This window comes from Nonomuraea sp. AD125B (genome assembly GCF_041402765.1).
In the GTDB taxonomy this organism is placed as follows: Bacteria; Actinomycetota; Actinomycetes; order Streptosporangiales; family Streptosporangiaceae; genus Nonomuraea; species Nonomuraea bangladeshensis.
Genome location: NZ_JBGLOU010000009.1, coordinates 224,366 through 238,709 on the forward strand (window position 1 = coordinate 224,366; position 14,344 = coordinate 238,709).

Here is a 14,344-nt window from a genome sequence, read left to right on the forward strand (position 1 = left end):
GCCTCCTCGAAATCGTGGGCGGCTGCCGGCATCTCCACCGGTGATGTCAACACTCTCAGACGCCACCGACATTTCCGCCGGGCCGGCCGGACGAGGAGCTTCCCCTCTCCCCGTCCGGCCAGGACACGCCCGTTCGTCTCCGCCGACGACGAGGACGTGACCTTCGCCCGTGGAGCCTGGCCGCGGGTCGCGCTTGGGGAAGCGATCAGCCCGCGACCAGGTCCTCGTGACGTTGAGCCGCGAGCCTCACCGTCACTAGGTCGAACATAATTTCGATCACCCTCCGATGTCAACCGGTTCCACGAACACAGGTTCGATGACCTTGAAGGAAAGCAGCTGGAAAGCAGGAAAGCCGCCGACGCGACGGCGTGTCGCGACGGCGGCGGCCACTGCTCGCGGCCCCTCCCGGCGGGAGGAGGGCGGCGGTCAGGTGGCGGAGATGGCGCCCGAGGGGCACAGGTTGACGGCCCGCCGTACGGCGTCCTCCTTGTCAGCCGGCACCTCGCGCCGCAGGACCAGCACCGTGCCCTCGTCCTCGCTCTGGTCGAACAACTCCGGAGCCGTCAGCGCGCACATGCCGGCACCGATGCACACGGTCGTGTCTGCCTTGATTTCCATGGTGATGACCTCTACCAGGTGACAGGGAGGCGGTGCACTCCATAGATGCTCATGTCCGAGCGCATCGGCACCTCCTCCGGCGTTACGGCCAAGCGTAGGCCAGGCAGGCGGCGCAGCAGCGCAGGGTAGGCGATGCGCATCTCCGTACGCGCGAGCTGCTGTCCGAGGCACTGGTGGATGCCGTGGCCGAAGCTGAGATGGCCCGTCGCGGGCCGGGTGACGTCGAGGGTGTCGCCGCCGGGGAAGCGCTCCGGGTCGCGGTTGGCGGCGGCCAGGCTGAGCGCGACCGTCTCCCCCGCCCTGATGAGGACGCCCTCGATCTCGACGTCCTCGAGGGCCCTCCTGAGCGGTCCCAGGTGGACGATCGTGAGGTAGCGCAGCAGCTCCTCGACGGCGGTCTCGGCGATGGAGGGGTCGTCGCGGAGCGCGGCGAGCTGCGCGGGGTTGGTGAGCAGCGCGTACGTCCCGAGCCCGAGCATGTTGGCGGTGGTCTCGTGTCCCGCGACGAGCAGCAGGAACCCGACCCCGGTGAGCTCCTCGTCGGTCAGCTCGCCGCCCTCGATGAGCCCGCTCAGCAGGTCGTCGTCCGGCTTGTCGCGCTTGCGCCCGATGAGGTCGTGCAGGTAGCCCATGGTGCTGCCCACGGCGGCCAGCGCGTCCTCGACCTTGGTCTCCAGGTTGAACAGCACCCTGGCGTCCTCCTGGAAGCGGGCGCGGTCCTCGTACGGGACGCCGAGCAGCTCGCAGATCACCAGCGAGGGGATGGGCAGCGCGAACGACTCCACCAGGTCGGCGGGCGGCCCGGCGGCCTCCATGGCGTCCAGGTGCTCCTCGGTGATCTCGGCGATGCGCGGCTCCAGCGCCTTCATCCTGCGTACGGTGAACTGCCCGGTCAGCAGCCGGCGGAAGCGCGTGTGCTCGGGCGGGTCGGTACGCAGGAACATGCCCGGCGGCACCTGGAAGTCCTGCCGCTTGGCCAGCTCCATCCTGCCGGGGAGCGGCGGGTGCATCCCCTCCGGCCGGTTGGAGAAGCGCGGGTCGGCCAGCACCGCGCGGGCGGCGGCGTAGCCCGTGACGAGCCAGCCCAGATGGCCGTCGGCGAAGGTCAGGCGGTGCAGGGGTGCCTGCCGCCGTAGCTCGCCGAGCTCGTCGGGTGGGTCCAGCGGGCGCCGCCGGGCCATGGGAAGGGTCAGATCGGACATGCCTCGGCTCCTCTCCGAAACGTACTCCCAGAAAACCTCAGCCATTGCAAAATTGCAATGAATGAAAGAGAACTTCGCATGCAGTAAAGTTCGGACATGGCGGGACTTCGGGAGCGCAAGAAGCAGCGCACGCGCCGGGCGCTGATCGACGCGGCGCTCCGGTTGTTCGCGCGCAAGGGCTACGCCGACACGACGCTCGCGGAGATCGCCGCCGCGGCGGAGGTCTCCACCCGCACGTTCTTCAGCTACTTCAGCGGCAAGGACGACCTGGTCTTCCACGACGGCGAGGAGCGCATGGAGCGCGCGCTGGAGCTGCTGGCCGGCCGCCGCCCCGGCGAGACGGCCGCGGCGCTGCTGCTGCGGCTCGTCGAGGCCGGGTTCGGGTGGACGCTGGAGGACGAGGCGCCGACGTTCGAGGAGGCCGAGCTGCGGATGCGGCTCATCATGGACGAGCCCGCCCTGCGAGCGCGGGCGCTGCTGCTCATGTACGACAGCCAGCTCAAGCTGGCCGCGGCCCTGCGCCAGGCGTGCCCGGACGAGCTGGACGAGGTCGAGGCGGCCGCCGCCGTGGGCGCGCTGTTCGGGGCGGTCAAGCTGGCCGTGATGGCCCACGTCGGGCACGAACGGTCGCTGAAGGACCTCCAGACGACCGGCATGCGCGCGGCCGAGCTGGCGCTGGAAGGGCTGCGCTCCATCGAGGCCCGGGCCGCCGGCCGGATCCCGGTCGAGCCGCCGGGGATGGCAAGCTGAGACCGGGCGAGCAAGGGAGGCGCATGGGCGGCCGGGGGCGGCGGATCGGCGTGGCGCTGCTGGTGTTGGGGCCGGTGCTGGTGGCGGCGTACGCGCTGGCCGGGCGGACGGCCGTCCATCAGGCCGCTGAAGCGCAGGCGCGCGGCCCCCGGTGGGAGGGCGGCCGGATCGGCGCCGACGGCCTGACCTCGCTCGGCGTGGACGCCTGGCGCGTGGTGGCGCTGACCGCCCTGGTCGTGGGGGTGGCCGCGTTGGCCTACCTGGTCATCGGGCCGCTGCTGGGGCGCGGCGGGCGGGGGCGGACGTTCCTGCTCGTGCTGTCGGGCTTCTTGATCGTGCCGTACGCGCTGGGCTGCGTGGTGGCGTTCGTCAACCCGCCGCGGCTCCTGGGCGGCCTCTACCAGGCGGCGGACTTCGTGGCCGGCCTGCCCGCCTGGCAGCCGGCCACGGCCTTCCTGCTGCCCGCTGCAGGGCTCGCGCAGGCCGCAGGGCTGGCGCTGACGGCCCGCCACAGGCCCGCCGAAGCCCCGCGGACGCCGTTGCGGGAGGAGGAGCCCCGTCCCGCGTCGTGAGGCCCGCTCACAGCCCTCTGAAGCGGCCTCGCACGTGCACCGGAACGCCCTTGCCCAGCAGGCCGGGCAGCGCCTCGGCCACGTTCATCGGCAGGCGGACGCAGCCGTGCGAGGCCGGGGCGAGCGGCACCGAGAGCGCGCCGTGGAAGGCGATGCCGCCGTTGAAGAAGATCGGGTTGTACAGCTCGCCGAGGTAGGACCGGTGCCAGCCGCTCGCGCGCCAGGTGGTGCGGTAGTCGCCGGTGGGGGTGGTGGCCGAGCCGCAGAAGCGCTGCTCCTTGCCCTGCCACACGGCGGTCTCGCAGTACGGCACGCCGCTGCCGGAGGAGATGTGCGTGATCAGCTCGGGCCTGCCGCCGACGTACAGCACCATGATCTGCTTGCTCAGGTCGACCTCGGCGCGGGTCGCCCGGCCGCGCGGCACCAGGACCTTGGGGGCCCTGGGGCTCTCCAGCGCGTCCCAGGTGCGCTTGGCGATCGTGCTGGTCGGCTTGATCCCGTTGACCTTCTGGAACGCCCACACGGCGGCCAGCGTGGTGCCGCCGTAGCTGCCGTCGGCCTTGCCGGGACGGTAGCCCAGCTCCGTGAGCCGCCGCTGCACCCAGGTGACGGCCTTGCCCTTGGCGCCCAGCTTCAGCGTCTTGCGCGGGGCGGCCGCGGGAGCGGTGGTCGTGGGACCGGCCTGCGCCCCCGCGGGCGCGACAGCCGTCGCGGGAGTGGAGAGGCTCCGCGCGGGCGGGTTGAGCGCCGCCGTGCCGCATCCCGAGAGCGCCAAGGCTCCGGCCGTCAGCAGAGCCGCCATTCCGGGCAGTCGCGAAACTCCCACCCGTACCACCTCTCATGCCGTGGACAACGGATCACAGGACCCTACACCAGTCACCATGAACGGGTAATGAAGCCGTCAACCTGTTTAGAGTGTCCCCATGTCTGAGAAGTTGCCACCAAACGCCGTCGTCGTGCAGGCCGCCCTGCGCGAGCTGGGCGCGGACGGCGAGGTCATCGTGCTGCCGGAGAAGGCGCCCACGGCGGCCACCGCGGCGGCGCAGCTCGGCTGCGAGGTCGGCGCCATCGCCAACAGCCTGATCTTCGACGCCGACGGCGAGCCGCTGCTGGTGCTGACGAGCGGCGCGCACCGCGTCGACACCGCCCTCATCGCCCGTACGGCGGGCGCGGCGCAGGTACGGCGGGCCACCCCCGAGTTCGTCCGGGCGGCGACCGGTCAGCCCATCGGCGGCGTGGCCCCGGTCGGGCATCCCGCGCCGGTGCGCACGCTGGTGGACAACTGGCTGGGCAAGCACGAGGTGGTGTGGGCGGCGGGCGGGCATCCGCTGACGGTGTTCCCGACCACGTTCGAGGAGCTGGTGCGGATCACCGGAGGCGTCGCGGTGGACGTCGAGTAGGGTGCGACGGTGATCGAGTTTCGCGGGGCGGGACCGGCCGAGTTCACCGAGCGGCTGGACACGGTGATCGGCATTTACACGGCCGCGATGCGCCCGCCCGCGGACCAGATCGCCGGCCGCAAGACCATCATGCGCAACCACGCGTCATATCCCTATTTCCAGGCTTATTTCGCAGAATTGCGCGATTCATCCCTTTCGCCGGGTCACCGGGAGAAGCCGTACGTCGTCGGCTTCGCCTACGGTTTCCGCGGCGCGCCCGGGCAGTGGTGGCACGACGTCGTGCTGCGGGCGCTCACCGAGCGGACCGGGCCCGAGGCGGCCCACGCCTGGCTGGGCCACGCCTTCGAGCTGGCCGAGATCCACGTGCACCCCGACTACCAGGGCAAGGGCATCGGCCGCGCGATGATCAGGACGATCTGCGCGGGCCGCCCCGAACGCTCGGCCGTGCTGTCCACCCACGACCAGCCGACCGCCGCCCGCCACCTCTACGCGAGCCTCGGCTTCGTCGACCTGCTGTCCGGGTTCGTCTTCCCCGGCGGCTACGAGGAGTACGCCATCGCGGGCCGCCCGCTCCCTCTCCCCTGAATCGTGGTTTACCGCGTGATGACCTCGGGCATGAGTCATCACGGAAAGTGACCGACCCTTTACCGACCGATCCGGTTATCCTGCCGTCATCCGCCCGGTCCCCCTGCGGGCGGATGACGGCCCGCACCCGCTCATGGGCGGGCCTTTACGCGGGCCTCTCAGGCGGGCCTCTCAGGCGGGCCTCTCAGGCGGGCAGCGAGGCCGGCTCCAGGCGCTGGAACACCTCGCGGGAGGCGCTGGAGCGGTTGAAGGTGATGAAGTGGATGCCAGGCGCGCCCTCGTCCAGCAGCCGCTGGCACAGCTCGGCGCCGTGGTCGATGCCGAGCCGCCGCACCGCCGCGGGATCGTCCTTGACCGCCTCGAAGCGCGCCGCCACGTCCGCCGGGAACGGCGCACCCGACAACTGCTCGGAACGCGCGATCGTGCTCATCTGGGTGACCGGCATGATGCACGGGATGATCGGCGTGTCGCAGCCCTGGGCCGCCACCCTGTCGCGCAGCCGCAGGTAGTCGTCGGCCTGGAAGAACATCTGGGTGATGGCGTAGTCGGCCCCGGCCCGGCACTTGCGTACGAAGTAGTCGGTGTCGGACTCGATGGACTCCGAGCGCGGATGTTTGTACGGGAACGCCGCCACGCCCACGCAGAAGTCGCCCGCCTGGCGGACCAGGCGTACGAGCTCCTCGGCGTAGAGCACGCCCTCGGGATGCCGCACCCACTCGCCCGTGGGGTCGCCGGGCGGGTCGCCGCGCACGGCCAGGATGTTGCGCACCCCGGCGTCGGCGAAGCGCCCCACCAGGTGGCGCAGCTCGCGTACGGAGTGGTTGACCGCGGTGAAGTGGGCCACGGGGGTCAGCGTGGTGTCGTGCGCGATGCGCTCGACGATGTCGACGGTGCGGTCACGGGTGGAGCCGCCGGCGCCGTAGGTCACCGACACGAACGTCGGCCGCAGAGACTCCAGCTCCCTGATCGCCTTCCACAGCTGCCGCTCGCCCTCGTCGGTCTTCGGCGGGAAGAACTCGAACGAGAACGTGCGTTTGCCGGAGGCGAGCATGTCGCGGACGGTGGGGACACGTCCCGGCAGGACGGAGGGTCGACCAAGCGCCATGCCCCACAGGTTACAGGCAGCGGCGCGGCCCGCCGTGGCCGCGGATCGGCGCCGCTCGCGCGCGCCCCGATCGGAACCGCTCGAACCGGCCACTAGTCTCGGAGTCATGACCAGTGACGCCGCGAGCATGGACGTCCTGCGCACGCGGGTTGAGCGTGCCCTGGGCGCCTTCGTCGAACGCCAGCTGCCCGCCTCCGGTGACCCCGACTTCCAGCCGCTCCGCACGGCCGCCGAGGACCTGCTGGCCGGCGGCAAGCGGCTGCGGCCCGCGTTCTGCTACTGGGGGTGGCGCGGCGCGGGCGGCGCGGACGGCCCCGGCATCTTCACCGCCGCCGCCTCCCTTGAGCTGCTGCAGGCCAGCGCGCTCGTGCACGACGACGTGATGGACAAGAGCGACCTGCGCAGGGGCATGCCGGCGGCGCACCGCCGTTTCGAGGCGCTGCACGAGAAGGAGAGCTGGCACGGCTCGGCCGCCCAGTTCGGCGAGGGCGCCGCGATCCTGCTGGGCAACCTGCTGCTGATCTGGTCGGGCGAGATGTGGCGCACCAGCGGGCTGCCCCGCGAGTCGCTGGAGGCGGCCCAGCCCGTGCACGACCACATGCGCACCGAGCTGATGTGCGGCCAGTACCTCGACCTGCTGGAGCAGGCCCACGGCGAGAACACCTTCGACTCGGCGCTGCGGGTGGCGCTCTACAAGAGCGGCAAGTACTCCGTCGAGCAGCCGCTGCGCCTCGGCCTCGCGCTGGCCGCCCGCGAGCTCGCGCCCTGGATGGACGAGCTGTGCACCGGCTACGGGCGGCGGGTCGGCATCGCCTTCCAGCTCCGCGACGACATCCTCGGCGTCTTCGGCGACCCGGCGCAGACCGGCAAGCCCGCGGGCGACGACCTGCGCGAGGGCAAGCGCACCATGCTCGTGGCGCGCACGCTCTCCGCCGCCTCCCCCGTCGAGGCCGCGACCGTGCGCCGCCTGCTCGGCGACCCCGGCCTCGACGAGGACGGCGTCGCCACGCTGCGCGGCGTCATCGAGGGCACCGGCGCGCTGAGCGCGTGCGAGGGCCTCATCGGCGACTACCTCGGCGAGGCGCTGGCCGCGCTCGACCGGGCCCCGGTGACCGAGGAGGCGCGCACGGCGCTGAAGGAGCTCGCCATCGCCGCCACGTCCCGCACCACCTGACCGGCCGCACCGGACAGCCGAAGGAGCCGGCGACCGCCGCCACCTCCCGCACCACTCGACCGGCCGCACCGGACAGCCGAAGGAGCCGGCGATCGCCGCCACCTGAGCAGCCGCGCCGGACATGCGAGCGCCGCCCCGCCGGAGGGCGGGGCGGCGCGAGGGTCGGGTGGGTGGGTCAGGCCGCCGCGGCCAGGCGCTTGGCGAACTCCGCCGCCGCCGCGCCGGGATCGTCGGCCTCGGTGATGGCGCGCACGACGACGACCCGGCGCACGCCGTACGACAGGACCTCGTCGAGGTTGCCGAGGTCGATGCCGCCGATGCCGAACCACGGCCGCGCCTCGCCCAGCGACGCCGCGTGCCGCAGCAGCGACGGGCCGGGGGCCGGGCGGCCGGGCTTGGTCGGCGTGGGCCAGATCGGCCCGCAGCAGAAGTAGTCGACGCCCTCCTCCACGGCCGCGGCGGAGGCCTCGGCGGCGGAGTGGGTGGACCGTCCGATGACGATGTCGTCGCCGAGTATCTCTCGCGCGACCGTCGTGGGAAGGTCGTCCTGCCCCAGGTGGAGCACGTCGGGACGGGCGGCGTGGGCGATGTCGGCCCGGTCGTTGACGGCCAGCAGCTTGCCGTGCCGGTCGCAGGCGTCGCGGAAGACCTCGAGGAGGGCGAGCTCTTCGCGGGCCTCCAGGCCCTTCTCCCGCAGCTGGACGATGTCCACGCCGCCTGCCAGCACCGTGTCGAGGAACTGCGCGAGGTCGCCGCGGTCGCGGCGGCCGTCGGTGCAGAGATAGAGGCGGGCGTCAGAAAGCGAGGGCCTGGGCACGCCGCTTGACCTCTGTGTGACGGCCGGCCTTGATCGCCTCGATGGGCGAGCCTGGCAGCGAGTCGTCGGGGGTGAAGAGCCAGCGCAGGGACTCGGCGTCGTCGTAGCCGGCGTCCTGCAGCACGGTCAGGGTGCCGGGCAGGCCCTTCATCACGTCCTTCCCGTCGAGGAACACCGCGGGCACCTGCGGGGACCCGCTGCCCTCCCGGCGTACGCCGAGGAGCTTGTGATCCTTGAGGAGTTGCTTGGCCCGCCCGATCGGGAGTTCCAGGCGCTGGGCCACTTCGGGGAGCGTGAGCCACTCGCTGACGAGCTGGTCGGTCTCCCGGTCGATCTGTGCAACAGAAAGCGTCACGGAACCACAACTACCACATGCCGTGCTTGCTCAAACAACACAATCCCGTAGGGGGACGTCTGGATCTACCAGGCGTTCCGCGTCCAGCCGGGAGCCCGCGCCGATGATGCGGCGGCCCTGGACGAGGTCGCGCGGCCGGTCGACGGCGAACACCGCGGCGAGGGTGTCGTCGCCCCTCAGCCAGACGGCGGACCACTTGCCCTCGGGGCCGCCGCGGTAGAGCAGGCGCTCGCCCGCGGGGTGATGACCGGCGTACTGGACCATGTGCCCGAACTGCTCCGACCAGAAGTACGGCACCGGGTCGTAGACGGCGTCCTCGCCGAGCAGGCTCGCGGCGGCGACCTCGGGGGCGTTGAGCGCGGTGTCCCAGTGCTCGACCCGCAGCCGGTCCTGGAAGCGGCGCGACCACCAGGCGGCGCAGTCGCCCACCGCGACCGTGCCGGGCAGCGAGGCGCGCAGGTGCTCGTCCACGACGACGCCGTTGTGCAGGTCGAGGTCGGCGTCGGCAAGCCACTGGACGGCCGGGCGCACGCCGATGCCGGCGACGACCACGTGCGCGTCCAGGAACTCGCCGCCGACCAGCTCGACGCCGCCCTCCTCGACGGAGTGGACCATGGCGCCGAGCCGCAGGTCGATGCCGTCGTACCAGCGTTCGGTGCGGGCGCCGATCTCCGGGCCGACGGCGGTGGCGAGCGGCGCGGGACCGGCCTCGACCACGGTGACCGCGCAGCCGGCCCGGCGGGCGGCCGTGGCCACCTCGGCCCCCACCCAGCCCGCGCCGGCGACCACGACGCGGGCGCCGGGCACGAGCGCGGCGCGCAGCTCGTGCGCGTCGTCGAGGGTGCGCAGGACGTGCTGCGGGCCGTCGCCGGGCAGCCGGACCGGGTCGGCGCCGGTGGCGATGACCAGGCCGTCGTAGCGCAGCTCGCCTTCGGTGGTCTCGACGGCGCCCGGCCGCAGCGCGGTCGCGGACACGCCGGGACGGAAGGCGACGCGCAGCGCGGCGAGGTCGGTGTCGACGAACGTGGTGTCGGTCTCGCCGAGCAGCACGCTCTTGGTCAGGGGCGGACGGTCGTAGGGGCGGTGGCGTTCCCGCCCGACGAGGGTGATCCTGCCGCCGAATCCGCGCCCGCGCAGCGCCTCGACCGTGCGTACGCCGGCCAGGCCCGCTCCCACCACCACGACATGGTCCACGACCAAGACCATAGACGGGTACGGGGCCCGGCGGCGAAGGGGGGCGTGCCTGGCGCCGCCGGCGAGGTCGTAGGCTGGGGGCGTAAGACGCGCGGGAGTCCGGCCGTGACCGGGCTGAGAGGAAGGCTGCACAGGGCCTTCGACCGCAAGACACCTGATCCGGATCATGCCGGCGAAGGGAGCGCATGGTGGAGGTCATCGTCGGCGGCGGGGTCGTCGGGCTGTCGGTCGCGTGGCGGCTGGCGCGGGCGGGGCGGCCGGTCACCGTGGTCGATCCCGATCCCGCGGGCGGGGCCTCGCACGCGGCGGCGGGCATGCTGGCGCCGGTCAGCGAGGTGACCTACACCGAGGAGCCGCTGTTGCGGCTGGGCCTGGCGTCGCTGCGCCGCTGGCCGGCCTTCGCCGCTGAGCTGGCCGCCGACGCGGGGCTGCCCGAGGGGGCGCGCGGGGTGGACCTGCGCGCGGAGGGCACGCTCGACGTGGCGTTCGGGGCCGACGACCTCGCGGCGCTGGACGAGCTGGCCGCGTTCACGGAAAAGCTGGGGCTCCCGGTGGAGCGGCTGACCGGGCGCGAGTGCCGCCGCCTGGAGCCGATGCTGGCGCCGTCGGTGCGCGGCGGCCTGCTGGCCGCCGGCGACGCCTGGGTGGACCCGCGCCGGGTGACGGCGGCGCTGCTGGCCGCGCTGGAACGGCGGGAGGTGCCGCTCGTCCGCGCCCGCGTCACCGCGCTGCTGCGCGAGGACGGGCCGGCGGCCCGGGTCGCCGGGCGGCGCGAGGACGCGACGGAGGGCCGGGGGGCCGGGCCGCGGCACGGGGACGCGCCGGAGGGGCGGGGGGCCGGGCCGCGGCACGGGGACGCGCCGGAGGGGCGGGTGACGGGTGTGCGGCTGGAGGGGGGTGCCGAGTTGCCCGCCACGACGGTGGTGCTGGCGGCCGGGGCCTGGAGCGCGGCGCTGGCCGGGGTGCCGGTGCGGCCGGTCAAGGGGCAGATCCTGCGCCTGCGCTCGCCGCAGCCGCTGCTGACCCGGTGCGTACGCGGCTCCGTGCACGGCTCCCCCGTCTACCTCGTCCCCCGGGGCGACGGCGAGCTGGTGGTCGGCGCGACCCAGGAGGAGCTGGGCTTCGACACCCGGGTGACCGCCGGCGGCCTGTACGAGCTGCTGCGCGACGCCAGGGAGCTGGTGCCCGGCGTGACCGAGCTGGAGCTGGCCGACGTGGTGGCGGGCCTGCGCCCCGGCACGCCGGACAACGTGCCGATCGTCGGGCCGGCCGGCGACGGGCTGGTGCTCGCCACCGGACACCACCGGGGCGGCGTGCTGCTCGCGCCTCTGACGGCGGCCCTGGTGGCCGGGGAGGCGGGCGGCGAGGAGGGCGGGCTGGCGGCGTTGTGCTCGCCGGCGAGATTTGGAGAGATCGCATGATGGTGCAGATCAACGGGGCCACGCACGAGGTCGCCGACGGGACGACCGTGGCGCAGGCCGTACGGGCCCTGACCGCGGCGACCACCGGGGTCGCCGTGGCGTTGAACGACGAGGTGGTCACGCGCGGCGCCTGGGAGACCACGGCGCTGCGCGAGCGCGACCGCGTGGAGGTGCTGACGGCGGTGCAGGGTGGATGATCTGATCATCGCCGGGGAGAAGTTCTCCTCCCGGCTCATCATGGGCACCGGCGGCGCCCCCTCGCTGGAGGTGCTGGACCAGGCGCTGGCGGCCTCCGGCACCGAGCTGACCACGGTCGCCATGCGGCGGCTCGACCCGCGCGCCCGCGGCTCGGTGCTCGACGTGCTGCGCGAGCGCGACATCAAGGTGCTGCCCAACACGGCCGGCTGCTTCACGGCGGGCGACGCCGTGCTGACGGCCCGGCTGGCCAGGGAGGCGCTCGGCACGAACTGGGTCAAGCTGGAGGTCATCGCCGACGAGCGGACGCTGCTGCCCGACCCCATCGAGACCTTCGACGCCGCCGAGCGACTGGTGGCCGACGGGTTCGTGGTGCTCCCGTACATCGGCGACGACCCGGCGCTGGCCCGGCGGCTGGAGCAGGCGGGCTGCGCGGCGGTGATGCCCCTGGGCGCGCCGATCGGGTCGGGCCTCGGCATCCGCAACCCGCACAACATCGAGCTGATCGTGGAGGCCGCGTCGGTGCCGGTGATCCTCGACGCGGGGATCGGCACGGCCAGCGACGCCGCGCTGGCGATGGAGCTCGGCTGCGACGCGGTGCTGCTGGCGACGGCGGTCACCCGGGCCCAGCGCCCCGACCTGATGGCGGCGGCCATGAAGGCGGCGGTGACGGCCGGGCGGCTGGCGCGGCAGGCGGGGCGCATCCCGCGCCGCCGCTACGCCGAGGCGTCCTCCCCCATGACGCCCTGACGCGGGAGACAGGAGGGGCGCGCCGGGGCTCGCGGGGCTCCGGCGCGTCGCAGGGGGCACGGCTCGGCATCGGTTTCGGGCGGCCGGGCCCTGCCGGTGCCAAAACGCCCGTAAACTCAGCGGGGTGGATACGACGACTGCGGACCCTCTGGTCGGGCGGCTCCTCGATGGACGCTATCGCATCGAGAGCCGGATCGCCCGGGGCGGTATGGCGACCGTCTACCTGGCGCTCGACGTCCGGCTGGACCGGACCGTCGCGCTGAAGGTCATGCACCGCTCGCTCGCCGAGGACCCGGCGTTCGTCAGGAGGTTCATCGGCGAGGCGAAGTCGGTGGCCAGTCTCTCCCATCCCAACGTCGTGCACGTCTTCGACCAGGGCACCGACAACGACGTCGTCTACCTGTCGATGGAGTACGTGCCGGGCCGCACGCTCCGCGACGTCCTGCGCGAGCGCGGCCGGCTGCCCGCCCGCGAGGCGCTGGAGATCCTGATCCCGGTGCTGGCCGCCCTGGGCGCGGCCCACCAGGCCGGCATGGTGCACCGCGACGTGAAGCCCGAGAACGTCCTGATGACCGACGACGGGCGGGTCAAGGTCGTGGACTTCGGCCTGGCCAAGGCCATCGAGGCGACCAACCAGACGCGCACCGGCGTGATGATCGGCACCATCGGCTACATGGCGCCCGAGCAGGTGCTCACCGGCGCGGCCGACGTGCGCAGCGACGTCTACGCGGCCGGCATCATGCTGTTCGAGCTGGTGACCGGGCAGCAGCCCTACGACGGCGAGACGCCGATGTCGATCGCCTACCGGCACGTCCACGACACGGTACCGCCGCCTTCCGCGCTGGTGCCCGACGTGCCGCCGCTGATCGACACGCTGGTGGCGCAGGCGACCGCGCGCGAGCCGCACGACCGGCCGAAGGACGCCACGGCCCTGCTGGTGGCGGCGGTCGACGCGCACCGCATGCTGCCGCGCACCACGCTCCCGCCGACGCCGCAGGGGCAGCCGTACGGGCCGGGGCCGGGCTCCGGGCCGGTGCCGTTCCCCGGCTCGGGCGCGATGACGGGCTCGGGGGCGGTGTCGGGCGCGGTGTCGGGGGCGATGTCGGGTGCGGTTCCTGGAGCGCTGTCCGGCCCGATGGCCGGGTCCGGGGCGCAGTTCCGCCCGCAGCCGCCGTCCCAGCCCAACGACCGCACCGCCGTGCACGCGGCCCCGTCGATGCCGCAGGACGCCCCCGCGCACACGCTCATCCAGCCGCGCGTCGAGGTGCCCGAGCCGGCGCGGCGGCGCGGGTTCCGGCCCAACTGGTTCCTGGTGGCGCTGGCCGTCGTCATGGTCGCCGCCATCGCGCTGACCGGGTGGTTCTTCGCCCAGCCCGACTACGTCAAGGTGCCCAGCCTGGTCGGCAGGAACATGCTGCTGGCCGAGCAGAGCGCGGTCAACGGCGGCTTCAAGGTCCAGAAGGCTCCCGGCCAGTACTCGGAGAAGACCGCCGAGGGCCTGGTGCTGGCCACCGAGCCGGTCGCCGGCACCGAGGTCGAGCAGGGCAGCACGATCACGCTGACGCCCTCGCTCGGCCCCAAGCGCGTGGTCGTGCCCAACGTCACCGGCATGACCGGCAACGACGCCCGCGCCGCGCTCGCCAAGGAAGGGCTCACCCCGGGCTCGGTGAAGCGCCTGCCCAACACGGAGGTCGAGCGCGACAAGGTGATCCGCTCCTCGCCGCAGGTGGGCGAGAAGGTCAAGGAGGGCGCGCGGGTCGACATCTTCGTCAGCGCCGGCCTGCTGATGCCCGACGTCGGCGGCATGCCGAAGGACGAGGCCGCCGCCTACCTCGGCCAGCAGGGCTTCCAGGTGCAGGTCCAGGAGGTGGACGACGACGCCGAGCCGTGCACCGTCATCGCCCAGGTGCCGAAGGCCAAGTCCGAGGTCGACGGGGGCGCGCAGGTCATGGTCACGGTGGCGCGCTGCCAGACCGACTTCTGGCAGTGGTTCGGCCAGGGCGACACCCAGGCCCGCGACGACCAGCAGCTCGCCATCGTCCCCCAGGTGATCGGCAAGAACGTCAACGACGCCCGCCGCGACCTGGAGGCGCAGGGCTTCAAGGTGCAGGTCCACCGGCTCGGCAACCGCGGCGTGGTGCAGTTCCAGCGCCCGCTCCCCAACAGCGAGCGCCCGGCCGGAGCCACCGTCCACCTCTGGCAGTGA

At 73.4% G+C, this 14,344-nt stretch carries 16 protein-coding genes and 1 riboswitch; of the genes, 9 read left to right on the forward strand and 7 right to left on the reverse strand.

Annotated elements, in window-relative coordinates; all coding sequences use genetic code 11:
* Window positions 1-426 precede the first annotated feature (426 nt).
* Window positions 427-618 (reverse strand): ferredoxin, encoded by a 192-nt coding sequence (locus ACBR40_RS24680; protein WP_344214771.1) that lies wholly within the window; start codon window positions 616-618, stop codon window positions 427-429.
* A gap of 11 nt (window positions 619-629) precedes the next feature.
* A complete protein-coding gene (locus tag ACBR40_RS24685) occupies window positions 630-1,820 on the reverse strand; it encodes a cytochrome P450 (protein ID WP_344214769.1) in 1,191 nt (396 codons plus the stop codon).
* Window positions 1,821-1,916: 96 nt separating this feature from the next.
* Between ACBR40_RS24685 and ACBR40_RS24690 the strand changes: the two genes are divergently transcribed.
* Together ACBR40_RS24690 and ACBR40_RS24695 are read left to right on the forward strand one after the other, a co-directional pair.
* Entirely contained in the window at window positions 1,917-2,570 is a 654-nt protein-coding gene (locus ACBR40_RS24690) for a helix-turn-helix domain-containing protein (protein ID WP_344214767.1), read from the forward strand.
* Window positions 2,571-2,593: 23 nt separating this feature from the next.
* The gene (locus ACBR40_RS24695; RefSeq protein WP_371250278.1) at window positions 2,594-3,142 is read left to right on the forward strand and encodes a hypothetical protein; all 549 of its coding nucleotides are present in this window, start codon (window positions 2,594-2,596) and stop codon (window positions 3,140-3,142) included.
* Window positions 3,143-3,149: 7 nt separating this feature from the next.
* On the opposite strand, the gene ACBR40_RS24700 is transcribed toward ACBR40_RS24695, so the two are convergent.
* The gene (locus ACBR40_RS24700) at window positions 3,150-3,968 is read right to left on the reverse strand and encodes a L,D-transpeptidase family protein (protein ID WP_371250279.1); all 819 of its coding nucleotides are present in this window, start codon (window positions 3,966-3,968) and stop codon (window positions 3,150-3,152) included.
* Between the two features lie 97 nt (window positions 3,969-4,065).
* On the opposite strand from ACBR40_RS24700, the gene ACBR40_RS24705 reads away from it, so the two are divergent.
* A complete protein-coding gene (locus ACBR40_RS24705) occupies window positions 4,066-4,542 on the forward strand; it encodes a YbaK/EbsC family protein (RefSeq protein WP_344214761.1) in 477 nt (158 codons plus the stop codon).
* 9 nt (window positions 4,543-4,551) lie between these two features.
* Complete coding sequence (locus ACBR40_RS24710; protein WP_344214759.1) at window positions 4,552-5,127, forward strand: GNAT family N-acetyltransferase; 576 nt, start codon at window positions 4,552-4,554, stop codon at window positions 5,125-5,127.
* Window positions 5,128-5,311: 184 nt separating this feature from the next.
* Here the strand turns inward: ACBR40_RS24710 and metF are convergent, their stop codons facing one another.
* Window positions 5,312-6,232: a methylenetetrahydrofolate reductase [NAD(P)H] gene (gene metF / locus ACBR40_RS24715; protein ID WP_344214757.1), complete on the reverse strand. Its 921-nt coding sequence runs from the start codon at window positions 6,230-6,232 to the stop codon at window positions 5,312-5,314.
* A 106-nt stretch (window positions 6,233-6,338) separates the two neighbouring features.
* Between metF and ACBR40_RS24720 the strand changes: the two genes are divergently transcribed.
* Window positions 6,339-7,406 (forward strand): polyprenyl synthetase family protein, encoded by a 1,068-nt coding sequence (locus ACBR40_RS24720; protein WP_371250280.1) that lies wholly within the window; start codon window positions 6,339-6,341, stop codon window positions 7,404-7,406.
* A 175-nt stretch (window positions 7,407-7,581) separates the two neighbouring features.
* On the opposite strand, the gene thiE is transcribed toward ACBR40_RS24720, so the two are convergent.
* From thiE to ACBR40_RS24735, 3 genes are read right to left on the reverse strand one after another with little or no spacing between them, the layout of a single operon-like run.
* Window positions 7,582-8,223: a thiamine phosphate synthase gene (thiE, locus tag ACBR40_RS24725; protein ID WP_364445570.1), complete on the reverse strand. Its 642-nt coding sequence runs from the start codon at window positions 8,221-8,223 to the stop codon at window positions 7,582-7,584.
* Window positions 8,201-8,578: an Rv2175c family DNA-binding protein gene (locus tag ACBR40_RS24730; protein WP_344214751.1), complete on the reverse strand. Its 378-nt coding sequence runs from the start codon at window positions 8,576-8,578 to the stop codon at window positions 8,201-8,203. The genes thiE and ACBR40_RS24730 overlap by 23 nt, the downstream gene beginning before the upstream one ends.
* A gap of 30 nt (window positions 8,579-8,608) precedes the next feature.
* The gene (locus ACBR40_RS24735) at window positions 8,609-9,772 is read right to left on the reverse strand and encodes an NAD(P)/FAD-dependent oxidoreductase (protein ID WP_371250281.1); all 1,164 of its coding nucleotides are present in this window, start codon (window positions 9,770-9,772) and stop codon (window positions 8,609-8,611) included.
* An 81-nt stretch (window positions 9,773-9,853) separates the two neighbouring features.
* Window positions 9,854-9,970, forward strand: a riboswitch (TPP riboswitch).
* On the opposite strand from ACBR40_RS24735, the gene ACBR40_RS24740 reads away from it, so the two are divergent.
* The 4 genes from ACBR40_RS24740 (at window position 9,958) to ACBR40_RS24755 (ending at window position 14,344) form a co-directional block, all read left to right on the forward strand.
* Window positions 9,958-11,193 (forward strand): FAD-dependent oxidoreductase, encoded by a 1,236-nt coding sequence (locus ACBR40_RS24740; RefSeq protein ID WP_344214747.1) that lies wholly within the window; start codon window positions 9,958-9,960, stop codon window positions 11,191-11,193. (Overlaps the previous riboswitch by 13 nt.)
* Entirely contained in the window at window positions 11,190-11,390 is a 201-nt protein-coding gene (thiS, locus tag ACBR40_RS24745) for a sulfur carrier protein ThiS (RefSeq protein WP_364445575.1), read from the forward strand. The genes ACBR40_RS24740 and thiS overlap by 4 nt, the downstream gene beginning before the upstream one ends.
* On the forward strand, window positions 11,383-12,138 hold the full coding sequence (locus ACBR40_RS24750) for a thiazole synthase (protein ID WP_344214743.1): 756 nt from the start codon (window positions 11,383-11,385) through the stop codon (window positions 12,136-12,138). Before thiS ends, ACBR40_RS24750 begins: the two co-directional genes overlap by 8 nt.
* A gap of 124 nt (window positions 12,139-12,262) precedes the next feature.
* Complete coding sequence (locus ACBR40_RS24755) at window positions 12,263-14,344, forward strand: PASTA domain-containing protein (protein ID WP_371250282.1); 2,082 nt, start codon at window positions 12,263-12,265, stop codon at window positions 14,342-14,344.

Excerpts from the sequence above, each read along its gene's own strand:
- ACBR40_RS24680 (WP_344214771.1), bottom strand. The coding sequence starts at position 618 with ATGGAAATCAAGGCAGACACGACCGTGTGCATCGGTGCCGGCATGTGC.
- ACBR40_RS24685 (WP_344214769.1), bottom strand. The coding sequence starts at position 1,820 with ATGTCCGATCTGACCCTTCCCATGGCCCGGCGGCGCCCGCTGGACCCA.
- ACBR40_RS24690 (WP_344214767.1), top strand. The coding sequence starts at position 1,917 with ATGGCGGGACTTCGGGAGCGCAAGAAGCAGCGCACGCGCCGGGCGCTG.
- ACBR40_RS24695 (WP_371250278.1), top strand. The coding sequence starts at position 2,594 with ATGGGCGGCCGGGGGCGGCGGATCGGCGTGGCGCTGCTGGTGTTGGGG.
- ACBR40_RS24705 (WP_344214761.1), top strand. The coding sequence starts at position 4,066 with ATGTCTGAGAAGTTGCCACCAAACGCCGTCGTCGTGCAGGCCGCCCTG.
- metF (WP_344214757.1), bottom strand. The coding sequence starts at position 6,232 with ATGGCGCTTGGTCGACCCTCCGTCCTGCCGGGACGTGTCCCCACCGTC.
- ACBR40_RS24720 (WP_371250280.1), top strand. The coding sequence starts at position 6,339 with ATGACCAGTGACGCCGCGAGCATGGACGTCCTGCGCACGCGGGTTGAG.
- ACBR40_RS24740 (WP_344214747.1), top strand. The coding sequence starts at position 9,958 with ATGGTGGAGGTCATCGTCGGCGGCGGGGTCGTCGGGCTGTCGGTCGCG.
- thiS (WP_364445575.1), top strand. The coding sequence starts at position 11,190 with ATGATGGTGCAGATCAACGGGGCCACGCACGAGGTCGCCGACGGGACG.